The organism is Streptomyces sp. NPDC006602, assembly GCF_042870385.1.
Classification (GTDB): Bacteria; Actinomycetota; Actinomycetes; order Streptomycetales; family Streptomycetaceae; genus Streptomyces.
The window spans coordinates 428,045-442,774 of record NZ_JBIAHG010000005.1 but is presented as its reverse complement, the minus strand read 5'-3'; the positions used below and the strand labels follow the sequence as shown (position 1 = coordinate 442,774).

Sequence of the window (14,730 nt, the reverse complement as noted above, 5' to 3'; positions counted from 1 at the left end):
ATACGGTGTACAACGGAGATACGGGGAAGGGCGGTGGCCGCGGCCACCGCCCTTCCCCGTCGATCCGGCCCCTTACGCCTTCTGCGTGAGGTCGTAGAAGGTGGCCGAACCGACCGTCACCTTCTTGAAGTTGGCCTCGATCCAGGCGGTGATCTGCGAGGACGTGCCGTCGCTGCTGCCGCCCATGCCGCCGGCGGTGCCCGACGAGATGAAGTAGTGGATCTTGCCGTCCGCCACGTACTGCTTGAACTGGGCCAGCGTCGGTGACGGGTCGGTGCCGTTGAAGCCGCCGATCGCCATCACCGGGTCACCGGTGGCGAGTTGGTAGCTCGCGGCGTTCTGGGCGCCGATGGCCGCCGCGGCCCAGGGGTACTGGTCGGCGTCGGTCTCCAACAGCTTCTTGGCCTCGTCGGTGACGGTGGCGCCGTTGAGCAGACCGCCCACGCCTCCGCCTCCGCCACCGCCCATGCGGCCACCGTCACCGGTCTGGCCGCCGCCGGGGACGCCGGTGCCCTGCTGGTTCTGACCGGGCATGCCCCCGCCGGGGAAGGTACCGGTGCCGCCGCCGGGCGTGCCGCCCTGCGTGTTCCCGTTGCCGTTCTGCTGGTTCTGACCGCCACCCGGGAAGCCGCCGCCCCCGGGACCGCCGCCCCGGCCGCCCATCATGCTCGCGCCCGCCGGGCCGGCCGTTGGAATGGAGCCCGTGTGCGCGGAGTTGACCGTACTCAGGGTGTACGCCGCCGGGCCGGCCAGCGAGGCCACGATGCCCAGGCCAGCCGCGGCGAGCGCGAGCTGCCGGCCGAGCCTGGCCACGAAGATCAGGCCGAGCGCGGCGACCAGGCCCCCGATCAGCACCAGCCACTTCAGCCAGGGCAGGTAGTCCGGGGTGCGGTTGAGCAGGACGTAACCCCAGGCGGAGCCGGCCACGACCGCGGCCGCGAGCGTGAGGGACGCCCACATCTCGCTCCGCTTCTCCCACAGCGTCGCCGAGCCCATGCCTATGACGGCCGCGACGTAGGGGGCGAGGGCGATCGTGTAGTACTGGTGGAAGATGCCCGCCATGTAGCTGAAGACCAGCATGGTGATCAGCAGTGAGCCGCCCCACACCAGGAACGAACCGCGGGTCACGGACGTCCGCTTGAGCTTGCGGGTGGCCACCAGACCGGCGACCAGCAGGATCAGCGCGGCGGGCAGCAGCCAGGAGATCTGGGCGCCGATCTCGGAGTTGAACATCCGGTCCCAGCCGGTCTCGCCCCACTGTCCGGTGCCGCCCGCGCCACCGCCGCCGCCGACGCTGCCCGTCTCCTCGCCGTTGATGCGACCGAGGCCGTTGTAGCCGAAGGTCAGCTCCAGGAAGCTGTTGTTCTGCGAGCCGCCGATGTACGGGCGGGACGACGCCGGCCACAGCTCGACGATCGCCACCCACCAGCCGCCGGCCACGACCATCGCGCCCGTGGCCAGGGCCAGTTGTCCGAATCGCTTCCTCAGGTTCACCGGCGCGCAGACCGCGTACACGATCGCCAACGACGGCAGGATCAGGAAAGCCTGCAGGGTCTTGGCGAGGAACGCGAAGCCGATCGCGACACCGGCCCACACCAGCCACTTCGTACGGCCGTCCTCCAGGCCCCGGACCACGAAGTAGCAGGACAACGCCATCAGCAGCGCCAGCATCGCGTCGGGGTTGTTGAACCGGAACATCAGCGCCGCGACGGGAGTGAGCGCGAGCACCGCGCCCGCGATCAGACCGGCCCCGGGGCTGAACCGGCGGCGCACGGACGCGTAGACGACCGCGACGGTGCCGACGCCCATGAGGACCTCGGGGGTGAGGATCGTCCACGAGTTCAGGCCGAAGATCCTGGCCGCGATCTCCATCGGCCACAGGAAGGCGGAGGGCTTGTCGACGGTGATGGCGTTGCTCGCGTCCAGCGAGCCGAAGAACATCGCCTTCCAGGACTTGCTGCCCGCCTGGACGGCCGCCGAGTAGAAGGAGTTGGAGTATCCGGAGGCGCTCAGGTTGTAGAGGTAGAGCGCGGCGGTGGCGAACAGCAGGCCGAGGAAGGCGGGGCGCGCCCAGCGGGGGTCCTCGGGGCGCCCGCGCCACAGTCTCCGTACGAAGGGCTGCTTGGGCTCGCCGGACTCGGGAGCCGGGGGAGCCGGGGGAGCAACCGGCTCCTGGACGGCCGTATCGGTACCGGCTGTCGGCGGCCGCCAGGCTGAGGGACCCTGTGGGGTCGGGTGGTCGGTGTGGGTGGTCATCGGAAGTCCCTCGGGTCGGTGTCGGTCGGGCGCACCGGCTGCAGATGCATGGTCGCGTCCCCCCTGGTGCGGTCCGCGGCTTCACCGGCGCGGAACTGGGTGGTGTCGAACCGGTTGGTGTCGGACCGGTTTTCGAACTGGGTGGTGTCGTACGGAGATCGGGGCGCCGTGGCGTACTGGGGTGCCTGCGCCTGAGTCGGCGCCTGAGCCGTCGGGCGCTGCGGCAGCGGCGGGTGCGGGTGGGGGTGCGACCGGTCGGCCCCGGGTGCCGCGAAGCAGGTGGGCGAGGACGGTGTGTGCGAGGCCACGACCGTCGACTCACGCTTGTCCGGGAACACCCACGCCCTGAAGAGCAGGAAGCGCAGGACCGTCGCGGCCAGGTTGGCGGCGATGAGGACCGCGAGTTCGGTGGAGTGCGCGGGGTCGGCGGAGGCCGCGTTCAGGGCCGCGAGGGAGCCACTGGTCAGGGCCAGGCCGATACCGAAGACGACCAGGCCCTGCGCCTGGTGCCGGACGGCGCCGCCGCTGCCGCGCACCCCGAAGGTCAGCCGGCGGTTGGCCGCCGTGTTGGCGACCGCCGAGACCAGCAGCGCGAGCGCGTTGGCGGTCTGAGAGCCGCCGAACTGCCGGAAGACGCTGTAGAGCAGCAGGTAGAAGAGGGTGGACAGACCGCCGACGAAGCAGAAGCCGACGAGCTGGCGGGCCAGGCCCTTCGGCACGTCCTGGATGTCGCGGTCGCGCGGGTCGTCGCCGAACGGCCGGGTGATCCGGTCCAGCGGCAGTGAGCCGGTGGCCAGGGCCTTGCCCACGCGCCACACCCCCTTGAGGTCCTCGGTCGCCGTCTTCACGATGTGGACCGTCGAGTCGGGGTCGTCGACCCAGTCGACGGGAACCTCGTGGATCCGCAGTCCGGCCCGCTCGGCGATCACCAGCATCTCGGTGTCGAAGAACCAGCCGCTGTCCTCCACCAGGGGCAGCAGCACCTGGGCGACATCCCGGCGGATGGCCTTGAAGCCGCACTGCGCGTCCGAGAAGCGGGCCTGGAGGGAGCCGCGCAGGATGAGGTTGTAGGAGCGGCTGATGAACTCCCGCTTGGCGCCGCGCACCACCCGCGAACTACGCGCCAGCCGGGAGCCGATCGCGAGGTCCGAGTGGCCGGAGATCAGCGGTGCCACCAGCGGCAGCAGCGCGTTGAGGTCGGTGGACAGGTCCACGTCCATGTAGGCGAGGATCGGGGCGTCCGAGGAGGACCAGACGGTCCGCAGCGCCCGGCCGCGGCCCTTCTGCTCGAGCCGGAAGGCCCGCACCTGAGGGATCTCCGCCTCCAGCCGCGCGGACACCTGGGGGGTGGTGTCCGTCGACGCGTTGTCCGCGATCGTGATGCGGAACGCGTACGGGAACGTGCGCTTGAGGTGATCGTGCAGTCTCAGCACACACGGCTGGAGGTCCTTCTCCTCGTTGTAGACGGGGATCACTACGTCCAGGACAGGCGTACCGGCATCTCCGGCCGGGAGGTGCTCCCGCGCCGGCAGCGTGCCGGGAGAAGAGTCGGTTCGCATGACAACGACTCTGGTCAGGCACGCTGTTGCACCCATATGGCGGCGCTGTGCTGTGCCTGTGAGTGCGATTGCCAATTCGTTTCGGGGGACGGACGGGGCGGCACCGGGCCCAGCGCGGGCAGGTGCACGGTGAACACTGTGCGCCCGGGAACGCTGTCGACGGTCACCGCGCCGTCGTGCGCGGCCGCGACGGCCTGCACGATCGCAAGGCCCAGTCCGGTGGAACCGGAGGCACGGGAGCGCGAGGAGTCGCCGCGCGCGAACCGTTCGAAGACCCGCGGCAGCAGCTCGGGCGGGATGCCCGGGCCGTTGTCCTCGACGTCCACGCACATCCAGGGGCCGCGCCGTTGCACCCGTGCGGTGACGGTCGTGCCCGGTGGGGTGTGGTTACGGGCGTTGCCGAGCAGGTTGACGAGCACCTGCTGCAACCGTGCTGCGTCCGCCGACACGAGGGCCGGTTCGTCGGGCAGGTCGAGGCGCCAGTTGTGGTCCATCCCGGCCGCGCGGGCGTCGCTGATGGTGTCCACGACGAGCGGTACGAGGTCCGTCTGCTCGAACTGGAGCGGCCGCCCGGCGTCGAGGCGCGCGAGCAGCAGCAGGTCCTCGACGAGGAAGGTCATCCGACCGGCCTCGGACTCGATCCGCCCCAGGGCGTGCCGGGTGTCCGGCCCGACCTCTTCCCTACCGCGTCTGGTGAGCTCGGCGTACCCCCGGATGGAGGCCAGGGGTGTCCTGAGTTCATGGCTGGCGTCCGCCACGAACTGCCGTACCCGCATCTCGCTCTGCTGCCGCGCGTGCAGGGCCCCGTGGACGTGGTTCAGCATCCGGTTGAGCGCGGCGCCGACCTGCCCGACCTCGGTGTGCGGGTCCGTCTCCGACTCGGGGACGCGCTCGCTGAGGTTCACCTCGCCGGTGTGCAGCGGGAGTTCGGAGACCCTGGTGGCGGTGGCGGCGACCTTGCGGAGGGGGCGGGTGGCCACGCCGACGAGGACGTAGCCGGCGATGCCGGCGGCTACCAGGCCGGCGGCGGTGACGCTGACCTCGACGAGGATGAGGGTGTTGATGGTGTCGGTGACGTCGGTGGTCGGCAGCGCCACGTAGTACGCGCCGTTGTCTCCCTGGCGGTACTCCACGCGGTACTCGCCCAGCCCCGTGAGGGTCACGGTGTGGGCTTTGCCGTCCTTGGAGACGGCGTTCAGCTCGGCCTTCTGCGTCTCGCTCAGCTTGTACGGCGTGGCGTCCGTGACCCCGTTGTCGTCCTTGGACGGCTTGCTGACCCAGCCCTCGGTGATCTCACCGCTCACGACCTTCGCCGCGGCCGTGCCGATCATCTGCTGAGGGCCTTTGACGACGAACTCCGAGAGCTCGGGAACCTTGGGCACCTTCTTGTCCAGGTCGTCATCGGGCTTGGGCTGCTGTGCGCCGGGGAGAGACTGAGGACCGGCGCCCGCCGCACGTCCCACCACCTCGCTGAGCGAGCCGTCCAACTGCTGGTACAGGCGCGACTGCATCGCGATCGTCGTCACCGTCCCGATGACGGCGCACACCACCGCGATCAACGCCACCGCGGAGACGACGAGCCGCGTCCGCAGCGTGCGCGGCTGTCGTCCCAGCCTCGTCTTCTGCTTCCTCTGCGTACGCGTCCGTCGTCGCCCGCTCATGACGCGGCGGGCTTGATCAGGTAGCCGGCCCCACGCCGGGTGTGGATCATCGGTTCCCGACCGGCGTCGATCTTCCGTCGCAGGTAGGAGATGTACAGCTCGACGACATTGGCCTGCCCGCCGAAGTCGTACGACCACACCCGGTCGAGGATCTGCGCCTTGCTGAGCACCCGGCGCGGGTTGCGCATCAAAAAGCGGAGCAGTTCGAACTCGGTCGCGGTGAGATGGATGCCCTCCCCGGCCCGCGACACCTCGTGGCTGTCCTCGTCGAGGGTGAGGTCACCGACGACCAGCACGGAGTCGGACCGCCGGTCGGCCGCGCCGGACCGTCGGATGAGTCCGCGCAGCCGAGCCACGACCTCTTCGAGGCTGAACGGCTTGGTGACGTAGTCGTCACCACCGGCGGTGAGCCCGGCGATCCGGTCCTCGACCGCGTCCTTCGCGGTCAGGAAGAGCACCGGCACGTCGGGCAGGTCGCGCCGCAGCCGCCCCAGAACGGTCAGCCCGTCCATGTCGGGAAGCATCATGTCCAGCACGACGGCGTCGGGCCGGAAGTCGCGGGCGGCCTGGATCGCACCCGTGCCGTCACCGGCACTCCGGATCTGCCATCCCTCATAGCGAAGGGCCATGGACAGCAGTTCGGTGATCGACAGCTCGTCGTCCACCACAAGCACTCGGACGGGGCTCCCGTCCGGCCTCAGCAGTTCGGTGCGCCCCTGGGGCGAGGTCGTGGTCATGCTGGACACGATGTCGGGGGCCTCTGAGAGCATGCTTTCGAGAACCTGTGATTTTCCTGAGAAACGCACAGGAGGCTCTCAGGGAACACCTGGGAACCCGGGAAGCCCACCGGCACGGCCCGGCTTCAGACGAACCGGTTCCCAGGCGCCGGGTTCTCAGACTCCCGGTTCTCAGACTCCCGGTTCTCAGACTCCCGGTTCTCAGGTGCCAGGTTCCCAGACGACCGGTTCCCAGACGACCGGTTCTCAGGCGTCCTGCCGTCAGAACAGCCCGGACTGCACGCCCGGCGGCGCCTTGAACTGCCGCACCGGCACGGTGACCTGCTCGCTACCAGCGGGAATCAGCTCCCACCCCGTCATCAACCGCGTGTCGAGGACGACCGCGGCCCCGCCCTCGGGCAGCAGATGCAGGTCGGGTCCCGCGGCCGCCACCAGCCGACCGCTCACCGCACCGCCCGCCACGAGCTCGCTCACCTCGCCGATCGCGGCCGGCAACCCGGCGAGTCCGAACACCCCGACGTGATCCACGGGTTGACAGGGCGCCCGCTCCAGCGACTCCGGCCAGCCACCGAGCCGCACGGCCCGCGCATGCAACTCCAAGACCTCTGCCGTCCGTTCGGCCTCCGTCTCCGGCAACGCGGCCCGCACCGCCCGCTTCACGGCGTACGGAATCCGATCCGGCACCCCGAGCGCGGCACGCAGCAACTCCTCCGTGCGCCGCGCCGCCATCAACGGCCCGGTGCCCAGCCAGGTGAAGCAGACGGCACCCTGCTCAAGCAGCCGGGCCGAGCCCCGTTCTTCGGCGGTGATGCCGACCTTGAGCAGGCCGGGACCGAACCAGGCCAGATAGACGCGGTACGGCCTCGGGTCGTCCGCGATGGTGTCGGCGGCCACGGAGTGCGCCCGGTCCAGCCGCGCACACTCCTCGCACCGCGCCCCCGTGCTCCGCCCCGGCACGGCCGCCCGCACCGGACACGCATGCCCCCGCGCACCCACACACGTCCGCACGCCCCCTTCCGCGACCCCGAAGGCCACCCGCTTCCCCCAGGTCAGCGCACTGCGCCGACCCCCGTCCCACACCAGCACGGGACCCTCCGCCGACCAGCGCAGTCCCGAGCACTTCCATGCCTGTGCCATCTCTGTCGAGAGTAGGGGGCGGCACTGACAATCACGGTCGGCTGCGGCTCAGCCGGCGGCGACGGTGACGGTGACGGTGACGGCGGTGATGGTGACGGCGGTGACCGTGACGGCGGTGACCGTGACGGTGACGGCAGGGTCAGCCGCCCGGGTTCGCGACGGCGGGCTCGGGCTCCCCGACCACGGGAACCGGCAGATCCGTCATGGCCGTACGCCGTACTCCCCGCCGCCCCGCCATCCGGCACCCGACACACCCGGGGTGCCCGTCGCCCGCCGACAGGTCCCGCAGCCGCATCCCCCACTCCTCCCTGGGCCGACGCCCGGGAGGCTTGCCCCAGCCGGTGAGGTGCAGGGCCCAAGTGACGAGGAGGCTCACCACCACGATCGCGAGTCCCCCGACCAGGAGCGGGGTCGACACCAGGCACACGCCCACCGCCAGGACCGCGGTCCCGATGGTCGCGATGCCGACGCCGGTCCACCCTGCGACTGTGTGCCCCTCGTCATACTGATGTGCGCTCACGTGCCCGCCTCTCAGAACCAAGAACCAGGTATCTCACGACCTAAGAATTTTAATGCATAAACCTCTCACACACTAAGGGAATCAGGAAGTACCCGGATGCAAGCCAAGCCGCGCCCCGCCGCCACCCCGGCTCAGGCGCTGTCGGCGATGGACTCCCTCGTCGCCGCCCACCTGCTCGGCCAGCAGGAGATGGCCCAGCGCCTGGGCCTGACCGTCACCGACCTCCTCTGTTTCGCCTGCGTCCTCAAGGCGGGCGAGGATCTGCTCACCGCCGGCGACCTCGCAGAGCACGCCCACGTCACCACGGGCGCGGTGACCGGCATCGTCAACCGCCTGGTCCGCGCGGGATTCGTCACCCGCGTCCCCGATCCGGCCGACCGCCGCCGCGTCCGCGTGGCCGCCGTCCCCACCGCGGTCGCCCGCGTCCACGCCCTCTACGAGCCCTACTACGCCCGCCTCAACGCCCTCTTCGCCGACTACTCCGCCGACGAAATCGCCGTACTCACCGACTGGTTCACCCGCACGACGACCCTCGCGCACGGCTATATCGAGGAGTTGCGGGTGCAGGACGCGGGCGACACGGACGAGGGCGAGAGCAATGGCCAGGGCGACCGGGGGCGTCGCCGCCCCTAGGAGCCCCGCCTGCGAAAATGCGCCGGTGCTGCTGAATCCCGAGAACACCCTGTTCGTACGAGGGACAACTCCCGTACTGCTGCTGGCCGACGCCCCCGTCCACGACGTCCTGCCACCCCTGACCGCGCCGGACGGTGCGATAGCCCTGTGCGACGGCTGGGGCGTCGTCCCGAAGCTCACCATGTGTGTCGTCGACGGGCCGGGGCAGCACGGACTGATCATCCCCGCCATAGCCGCGCCGGTCCTGGACGGGGGCGCGGTGAGCGGCGACGGCCCCGAGGCCATGTCCGCCTGGTGCGCCGACGCCGAACAGGCGGGCGGCGCGGTCGTCCTGTCCCTCGAGCAGCTACCCGAAGTGCTCGACTGGCCCCACCTGTTGGGCTCCGGCACGGCGCACGGCGGCTTCGTACGGCTTCTGGCCTGACGACCGGACCCCGACTCTGCCCCCGACCCCCGGACGGCCACCCCGTCATGGTGGAGCCAGCCCTACCTCCGGTTCGGTAGAGCACACCATCGTTCCCGGCGGCCCGCGACGGCATCGTTGACCCCGGTCGATCCAAGTGAGCGACCAGGTCGAAGAGTTCGAGCCCGCCGCCCGGAAGGAACCGTCATGGAGTCGCTGCTCCCGTCGAGGCCGCAGTCGGCGCCGGGCCCTCTCTCCTCCTTCGCCCGCTTCGTGGTGTGCGGCGGCGGCATCGGAGTCCTCTCCAGCTTCGCCGTACCGCTGGTCGCCCTCACGATGCCGTGGGCGGTGGCCAACGCGGTGATCACCGTCGCCTCCACCCTCCTCTGCACCGAGCTGCACGCCCTCTTCACCTTCGGCACGGGCCGGCGCCCCGGTTGGCGCCGGCACTGGCAGTCCGCGGGCTCGGCGACCGCCGCGTACCTCGTGACCTGTGCCGCGATGTTCCTGCTGCACGCGGTGCAGTCGTCACCGAGCATGCTCTGGGAGCAGGCGGTCTACCTCTCCGCATCCGGCCTCGCCGGCATCGGCCGCTTCCTGCTCCTGCGCCTGGTCGTCTTCGCGAACGGCCGCACCCGGCCGAGCCGGGCGACGGCGCCGAAGCGGACGACGAGCAACTGGAAGCCTTCGGTGGTGCGGGCCGAGGCGTTTGCCGGATGACAGGTCACTGGGGTGCAGGGCGAGCAACTCCCCTACTCGGCGGTCGACGACTCCTGCCGCTCGGTGACGAAGGAACCGAGGCCGGGCTCGGTGTAGATGAGACCTTCCTGCCGCAGGCCCTTGTGCACCTTCTGCGCAGTGACCGCAGCGATGCCGAACTCCGCCGTGATCTCGACGACGGACGGGATACGCGTGCGCGGGGGATACGTGCCGTCCTCGATTCGGCGGCGGATCACCTCGGCCACCTGGCGCCAGCGAGGGATGTCGGGAGCAAATTCCATCACCGCTCCACCATGCGCATACGGTGACACCCGGCGCGATCCGCAGTTCACCGCTTATACCGCAGTAGACCATAGTAGGGTGGCGGGAGAAGAGGCCCCGGCGACGGGTGGAGCCGCCCCGGGGCACGGCCACCAGCTACATGGAGCTGACGACATGACCGACCTTATCCACCGCCTCGCCACCTGGGTGGCCCTGCTACTGAAGCCACGCGGCTCACATCGCCGCACCACATCACCCCGTCACCTCACGCTCGTCATGCCCGTACGACCGGACGCCGCCCCCGCACCCCTCCCTGCTCGCCGCAGCCCGTACGGCCTCGACACCCCCCTCGACGCCACCGCGACCCGCTCCGTACGCCCGTACCTCACCGCCCACGAACAACGTCTACGCCGACGCGAGCTTGTCCTCGCCTCCCTCGGCCAGGACATGCCGGGCCCGTACTGGATCCACGGACTGGAGGTCGCCTGATGGAACAGCAGCCGCACCCGCAGCCGCACCCGCAGCCGTCGTGCGAACCCCGTCTCCTCCCCTGGACCGGCGCGGAAGGCAAACCCTGCTACCTGGTCACCGACGACGACGCCGGCCCGGTCTCCCGCCTCGCCGACGTCACGGAATCGATCCAACTCGGCATGGGCACCGAACTCCTGGCCCACGCCCGTGACTTGCTCCCGAACACGCCGCCCGGCGAGGTCCGCTACCTGGCAGAACGCCTGACCGAGGCCCTCCGAGACAGCCTCCGCATCGCGGAGAGCCGGGGAAGACGCCTGAGCCGTCTGAACTGAACGGGCACCACAACAGCGCCAACCAGTTGCCGCCCCCGGGGGAAGAGCACACCCCCGGGGTGTAGCTAGCTGCCCCCTCGGCTCGGTAGGTCACTCCATGGTTCCGGACGGCGGCCGACGGCATCGTTGAACCCAACGGATCCCAGAGGTCCAAGCCTTCATCCCTCATCCGGAAGGAACTCCCATGAAGTCGCTGCTCTCCTCCCAGCCGAGCACCACCATGGACACCCCGACCGAGACCCCGTACGAGAGCGACCTCGCTCCGCTCCTCACCGCCTGGGACGTGACACACTCCCCCGTCGCCGACCCCGAGTGGCGGCACCTGCTGGACGAACTCGCCCACCCCCACACCACCCAGGCATTCCAGCGCCTGGCCGCGACGACGTCGTGAACCCGTTACTGAAGCCGACCGCGGACGTCAGGCAGCGCCGCTGACGCCCGGGGCCACAAATCGCCTGTGGAGCGGGGAGAACTCCGCCTGGGGGTCGCTCTCCACTCCCAGCTCGCCCTTGAGTACGGGTTCGACCCTGGCGGCGATGAACCGGCCGAAGTGCTCCTCCGACTCCCAGATGTCGATCGCATGGAAACCGTCTTCGGCGAACCACGCCACGTGCAGCACGCACCCGTCCGGCGAGTCCTCTTCCCAACGCGCTTTCTCGCGCACCGCTGTCCTGTCTCATCGAAGTCAGTCGTCTGCATAACGCTGACATGCGTGGACTGGTTTGGGTGAGACGCGTGGACTCGGTTCGTTGAGACAGACAGGCGGCCTTGAGGTTGTTCACGCAGAAGTGTGTTCCGTCTCAGCCGATCTGATCCCTGTCTCAAATGATCTGGCTCGATTCGCTCGTCGTCTCAGATGATCTGTTCCCGTTGGTGCTGCTGTCGGTAGGAGCGGCAAGCGATCGTCGCTATCACGGCCCATAACCGGGGCGCCATCACTCCATCGACTCCAGAATGCGGTCGAGTGTCCGGCGCCCCATTCTGCTCATCGTCGGATTACTCTCGACGTAGTACCAGACAACACCCATCGCCTGTTCGAACGCCCATGCCTTGCCGCGCTCCCACTCCAGATCGTCACAGTCCAGTGTCCGCCGGAGCACTTCCCGCGGACCTGGCTGCAAAAGGTGCCAGGCACTGACCAGATCCAGCGCGGGGTCCGCCGGGCCGAAGCCGCCGGTGTCGAGCACGCCGCTGAGCCGGTCTCCCGCGACCAGTACATTGCCGGGGATCAAGTCACGATGGCTCATCACGTCGGCACCTGTGCGTGGCAACTCCCGAAGGTGGCTCCACACCTGGCGCAGCCGGGGCACGTCGAGCAGCCCCTTACTCTCCTCGAAGCACTTCGCCATCCAATCGTCGTGGTGGGCGAGAACGCCGCCACGACCCTCGCCGCTGAAGAGCCGCCCCCTCGTCTCGGCCTCCCGGAGGGCTGCGATGAAGGCCGCAAGGTCCTCGGCAAAAGCGTCCGACCCACTCGGGTCGGCATCCGAGGCGACCGTTCCCGGCAGCCATGTCTGGACCGACCACGGCATGGGGTAACCCGCTCCAGGCTTTCCCAAGGCGACGGGTTCCGGGGCGGGGAACCGAGACACCTGCGCCAACTCCGCGCTCGCCTGGGCTTCCTGTTCCAGAAACGCCAGCGCCTCGGCGGCATCGGCCAGACGCAGTGGGAAACGCGCCGAGAGGTCGTTCCCGATGCGGAAGATTGCGTTGACCGTCCCGGTCGACGGCAGGAGTCGGATCGCCTTGCCGCTCCACTGAGGGAACTGTTCCTGGATCAAAGTCGCAACGGTTTCGGTGGTCACGTCCACTTGGTCATCGTGCATGGTCATCTCTCGCACGCTCTTCCACTAGTCCAACTCGAAACGCCGAAAGCAGACCAGATCAACTGAGACGCCGTTGAGGGTGTCGATGGCTTGGCGTCGGAGGCGGAGTCGGACGTGGGCGTAGACGCCGGCGGCCACGCGGATGTGGGTGGCCGAGCAGTTCCTTGATCACGACGAGGTCGACGCCTTGCCCCGGATCAGGCGTCGGTCGGGGCGGGGGCGCTTCACTCATCTCCGTGAGCCTTATCCGGTGGCCACTGCGGCAGCTGTTGTGCGTTGATTCGCCATTCCCAGGCGTCATTGCGACCGGTGTTCGCAGCAATGTTCTGGCAATCGGCACGTTCGTCGCCTCGCTGCCGTGGACTCACCCTCGATCCGCGCCTCGCCGGAGGATCTGAACCTCGAACCACGGAATACTTCTTGTCAGCTTCGACCATCCCCACTGGGAGCAGGACAGCCCCGGGGACGCGCCGTGGACCGACTGAGCGAAGATCCACCGCTGCTCGGCTTCTGCCGCCGAACTCTCAGTTGGCGCCACCAAGGCTGCGGATCATCCGGCTCCACAGGTGCGTCTGGCAGCGCCGAAAAGACGCCGGCCTTTGCGTGCCAGCTGTGGAACACGCCACGGAACATCGGGTGGGGCTCGTGCGGTAGAGGGCCCCTCAAAGAAGCCACTGCGCTCTCCTTCGCTTGCTCCGTGACCGTTAACGTGACCGCTAACGTGACCGCTAACGGGATTCTTGCTCAGGAGAGCAGATTCCGTCAACGGCCGCCGCCAGACGGCTCACGATCGGCCGGTAGCGTTCTGGCGCTGCCTTGCTCTCGTGCCAGTGCCGGGCTGGTGATGGCGCGGCAGGCCGGTGAACCTGATTGACTTGGACACAGGGCGGCACAGGAACAGAAGTGAGTGGGCAGCGTGGCCGGACAGCGGGAAACGGAAGACCAGCGGGCGCGGGGTGTGAGAACCGCCAAGCGCGTCACGCTCCGCGACGTTGCTCAGGCGGCAGGCGTGTCCCATCAGACCGTCTCCCGGGCGATCAACGGCAAGGGGGAGATCGACCCGGGGACTCAGCAACGCGTGCTCGATGTCGCAAGGCAGTTGCGGTACCGGCCCAGCCGGTTCGGCCGAGGGCTGGTCCGTCCGGACGTCGTATCCGTCGGGCTCATCGTCCCCGACGTGGTCAACCCCTTCTTCCCGGAGTTCGTGGCAGGAGTGATTGCGGCCGCGGACGCACGCGACTGGCAGGTGCTCGTGGCCAGCACCGAGAACGATCGGTCCCGGGAGCTGGCCTTGGTCCGCACACTCGGCCAACAGGTTGACGCTCTTGTCGGCTACATCAGCCATCCCGATGCGCAGCTCGAGCCGTACGTGGGCACCGTGCCGCTGGTTCTAGTCGATCGCGGGCTGGACTCGTCGAACCACGCGTTGGTCGACATCGACACCGCGGCCGGAATCCGGGCTGGGATGCAGCACCTTATCGACCGGGGTCACCGCCGGATCGGCATGATCGACTGCGAGTGCGTGAGCGCCCCAATGGTCCGGCGCCGCACCTTCCTCGAAGTCGTCGGCGACCATGCGCTGCCTGTCGACGAGGGCTGGGTTGTCATGGGTGAGCAGTCCCCGGCCGGGGGCGCCGCCGCGTTCGAGGCGCTGTACGCCGCGCGCCCAGACCTCACCGCCGTGGTCGCCTTCAACGACCTGGTTGCGATCGGCGCGCTCCGGGCCGCTCGCCGCCTCGGCGTCCAAGTCCCGGACGACTGCGCACTGGTCGGCTACGACGGGCTGAGCGTCGTCGATCTGGTCGACCCGCCACTGACCACCCTCCACCTCGACAAGCGACGGCTGGGCGAACTGGCCATCCACCAAGTCGACCAACTCCTCGCAGGCGAACTGCCACCCCCTATCGTCCTGACACCAAGCTTGAAGGTCCGCGGCACGACGTGACCCACCTTTGACCTCGATCCGTCAGCGGGGTTCGGCCGCTGAGTGGCTCGGTGGTTCGCCCGTAATGTCCCCTGACGTCGAGGGTGGGCCGTCGCGTGAGGCTGCGCCGGGTACCACTCCGGGCCGGTGGACTCAGTCACGCGGGCGACTCTAGAGGAGGGCCCTGACAGCCACAGTCCCGCAACGGACAGCGACGACGCCCGTGCACCGCGTCCACGTACGACAACTCGACGCACGGCCCCGCCTGATCGATCCCAGCCGGTACAGCC

At 69.3% G+C, this 14,730-nt stretch carries 16 protein-coding genes; 7 read left to right on the top strand and 9 right to left on the bottom strand.

Going from position 1 to position 14,730, the window contains the following annotated elements:
* Window positions 1-72 precede the first annotated feature (72 nt).
* From ACFYO2_RS17150 to ACFYO2_RS17125, 6 genes are all read right to left on the bottom strand, one after another.
* Complete coding sequence (locus ACFYO2_RS17150; RefSeq protein ID WP_388349340.1) at window positions 73-2,256, bottom strand: ArnT family glycosyltransferase; 2,184 nt, start codon at window positions 2,254-2,256, stop codon at window positions 73-75.
* Window positions 2,253-3,815, bottom strand: coding sequence for a glycosyltransferase (locus ACFYO2_RS17145; RefSeq protein WP_388349338.1), 1,563 nt, complete (start codon window positions 3,813-3,815; stop codon window positions 2,253-2,255). The genes ACFYO2_RS17150 and ACFYO2_RS17145 overlap by 4 nt, the downstream gene beginning before the upstream one ends.
* Before the next feature lie 14 nt (window positions 3,816-3,829).
* A complete protein-coding gene (locus tag ACFYO2_RS17140) occupies window positions 3,830-5,476 on the bottom strand; it encodes an ATP-binding protein (RefSeq protein WP_388349336.1) in 1,647 nt (548 codons plus the stop codon).
* Window positions 5,473-6,213, bottom strand: coding sequence for a response regulator transcription factor (locus tag ACFYO2_RS17135; protein ID WP_388349334.1), 741 nt, complete (start codon window positions 6,211-6,213; stop codon window positions 5,473-5,475). Before ACFYO2_RS17135 ends, ACFYO2_RS17140 begins: the two co-directional genes overlap by 4 nt.
* A gap of 261 nt (window positions 6,214-6,474) precedes the next feature.
* On the bottom strand, window positions 6,475-7,350 hold the full coding sequence (locus ACFYO2_RS17130; RefSeq protein WP_388349333.1) for a DUF2797 domain-containing protein: 876 nt from the start codon (window positions 7,348-7,350) through the stop codon (window positions 6,475-6,477).
* A 139-nt stretch (window positions 7,351-7,489) separates the two neighbouring features.
* Window positions 7,490-7,870 carry an HGxxPAAW family protein gene (locus ACFYO2_RS17125; protein ID WP_388349331.1) on the bottom strand — a complete coding sequence of 127 codons (381 nt, stop codon included), beginning with the start codon at window positions 7,868-7,870 and terminating at the stop codon, window positions 7,490-7,492.
* Between the two features lie 96 nt (window positions 7,871-7,966).
* On the opposite strand from ACFYO2_RS17125, the gene ACFYO2_RS17120 reads away from it, so the two are divergent.
* From ACFYO2_RS17120 to ACFYO2_RS17110, 3 genes are all read left to right on the top strand, one after another.
* Window positions 7,967-8,503: a MarR family winged helix-turn-helix transcriptional regulator gene (locus tag ACFYO2_RS17120; RefSeq protein ID WP_388349329.1), complete on the top strand. Its 537-nt coding sequence runs from the start codon at window positions 7,967-7,969 to the stop codon at window positions 8,501-8,503.
* 25 nt (window positions 8,504-8,528) lie between these two features.
* On the top strand, window positions 8,529-8,927 hold the full coding sequence (locus ACFYO2_RS17115) for a hypothetical protein (RefSeq protein WP_388349327.1): 399 nt from the start codon (window positions 8,529-8,531) through the stop codon (window positions 8,925-8,927).
* Between the two features lie 186 nt (window positions 8,928-9,113).
* On the top strand, window positions 9,114-9,626 hold the full coding sequence (locus ACFYO2_RS17110) for a GtrA family protein (RefSeq protein ID WP_388349326.1): 513 nt from the start codon (window positions 9,114-9,116) through the stop codon (window positions 9,624-9,626).
* 32 nt (window positions 9,627-9,658) lie between these two features.
* Here the strand turns inward: ACFYO2_RS17110 and ACFYO2_RS17105 are convergent, their stop codons facing one another.
* The gene (locus ACFYO2_RS17105) at window positions 9,659-9,907 is read right to left on the bottom strand and encodes a GntR family transcriptional regulator (RefSeq protein WP_388349324.1); all 249 of its coding nucleotides are present in this window, start codon (window positions 9,905-9,907) and stop codon (window positions 9,659-9,661) included.
* 154 nt (window positions 9,908-10,061) lie between these two features.
* On the opposite strand from ACFYO2_RS17105, the gene ACFYO2_RS17100 reads away from it, so the two are divergent.
* The 3 genes from ACFYO2_RS17100 to ACFYO2_RS17090 all read left to right on the top strand — a co-directional run bounded on the left by ACFYO2_RS17100 (window position 10,062) and on the right by ACFYO2_RS17090 (window position 11,081).
* A complete protein-coding gene (locus ACFYO2_RS17100) occupies window positions 10,062-10,376 on the top strand; it encodes a hypothetical protein (protein ID WP_388349322.1) in 315 nt (104 codons plus the stop codon).
* Complete coding sequence (locus ACFYO2_RS17095) at window positions 10,376-10,690, top strand: hypothetical protein (RefSeq protein WP_388349320.1); 315 nt, start codon at window positions 10,376-10,378, stop codon at window positions 10,688-10,690. The genes ACFYO2_RS17100 and ACFYO2_RS17095 overlap by 1 nt, the downstream gene beginning before the upstream one ends.
* A gap of 184 nt (window positions 10,691-10,874) precedes the next feature.
* Window positions 10,875-11,081, top strand: coding sequence for a hypothetical protein (locus ACFYO2_RS17090; protein WP_388349318.1), 207 nt, complete (start codon window positions 10,875-10,877; stop codon window positions 11,079-11,081).
* A gap of 27 nt (window positions 11,082-11,108) precedes the next feature.
* Here ACFYO2_RS17090 and ACFYO2_RS17085 read toward each other — a convergent pair whose 3' ends face one another.
* Together ACFYO2_RS17085 and ACFYO2_RS17080 are read right to left on the bottom strand one after the other, a co-directional pair.
* Entirely contained in the window at window positions 11,109-11,354 is a 246-nt protein-coding gene (locus tag ACFYO2_RS17085; protein ID WP_388349316.1) for a hypothetical protein, read from the bottom strand.
* 271 nt (window positions 11,355-11,625) lie between these two features.
* A complete protein-coding gene (locus tag ACFYO2_RS17080; protein WP_388349314.1) occupies window positions 11,626-12,522 on the bottom strand; it encodes an aminoglycoside phosphotransferase family protein in 897 nt (298 codons plus the stop codon).
* Window positions 12,523-13,423: 901 nt separating this feature from the next.
* On the opposite strand from ACFYO2_RS17080, the gene ACFYO2_RS17075 reads away from it, so the two are divergent.
* On the top strand, window positions 13,424-14,461 hold the full coding sequence (locus tag ACFYO2_RS17075) for a LacI family DNA-binding transcriptional regulator (RefSeq protein WP_388349312.1): 1,038 nt from the start codon (window positions 13,424-13,426) through the stop codon (window positions 14,459-14,461).
* Window positions 14,462-14,730: the final 269 nt, after the last annotated feature.

Coding starts and splice junctions, on each gene's coding strand:
- ACFYO2_RS17140 (WP_388349336.1), bottom strand. CDS start 5,476: ATGAGCGGGCGACGACGGACGCGTACGCAGAGGAAGCAGAAGACGAGG.
- ACFYO2_RS17145 (WP_388349338.1), bottom strand. CDS start 3,815: ATGCGAACCGACTCTTCTCCCGGCACGCTGCCGGCGCGGGAGCACCTC.
- ACFYO2_RS17110 (WP_388349326.1), top strand. CDS start 9,114: ATGGAGTCGCTGCTCCCGTCGAGGCCGCAGTCGGCGCCGGGCCCTCTC.
- ACFYO2_RS17095 (WP_388349320.1), top strand. CDS start 10,376: ATGGAACAGCAGCCGCACCCGCAGCCGCACCCGCAGCCGTCGTGCGAA.
- ACFYO2_RS17135 (WP_388349334.1), bottom strand. CDS start 6,213: ATGACCACGACCTCGCCCCAGGGGCGCACCGAACTGCTGAGGCCGGAC.
- ACFYO2_RS17090 (WP_388349318.1), top strand. CDS start 10,875: ATGAAGTCGCTGCTCTCCTCCCAGCCGAGCACCACCATGGACACCCCG.
- ACFYO2_RS17150 (WP_388349340.1), bottom strand. CDS start 2,256: ATGACCACCCACACCGACCACCCGACCCCACAGGGTCCCTCAGCCTGG.
- ACFYO2_RS17130 (WP_388349333.1), bottom strand. CDS start 7,350: ATGGCACAGGCATGGAAGTGCTCGGGACTGCGCTGGTCGGCGGAGGGT.
- ACFYO2_RS17080 (WP_388349314.1), bottom strand. CDS start 12,522: ATGACCATGCACGATGACCAAGTGGACGTGACCACCGAAACCGTTGCG.
- ACFYO2_RS17105 (WP_388349324.1), bottom strand. CDS start 9,907: ATGGAATTTGCTCCCGACATCCCTCGCTGGCGCCAGGTGGCCGAGGTG.
- ACFYO2_RS17120 (WP_388349329.1), top strand. CDS start 7,967: ATGCAAGCCAAGCCGCGCCCCGCCGCCACCCCGGCTCAGGCGCTGTCG.
- ACFYO2_RS17100 (WP_388349322.1), top strand. CDS start 10,062: ATGACCGACCTTATCCACCGCCTCGCCACCTGGGTGGCCCTGCTACTG.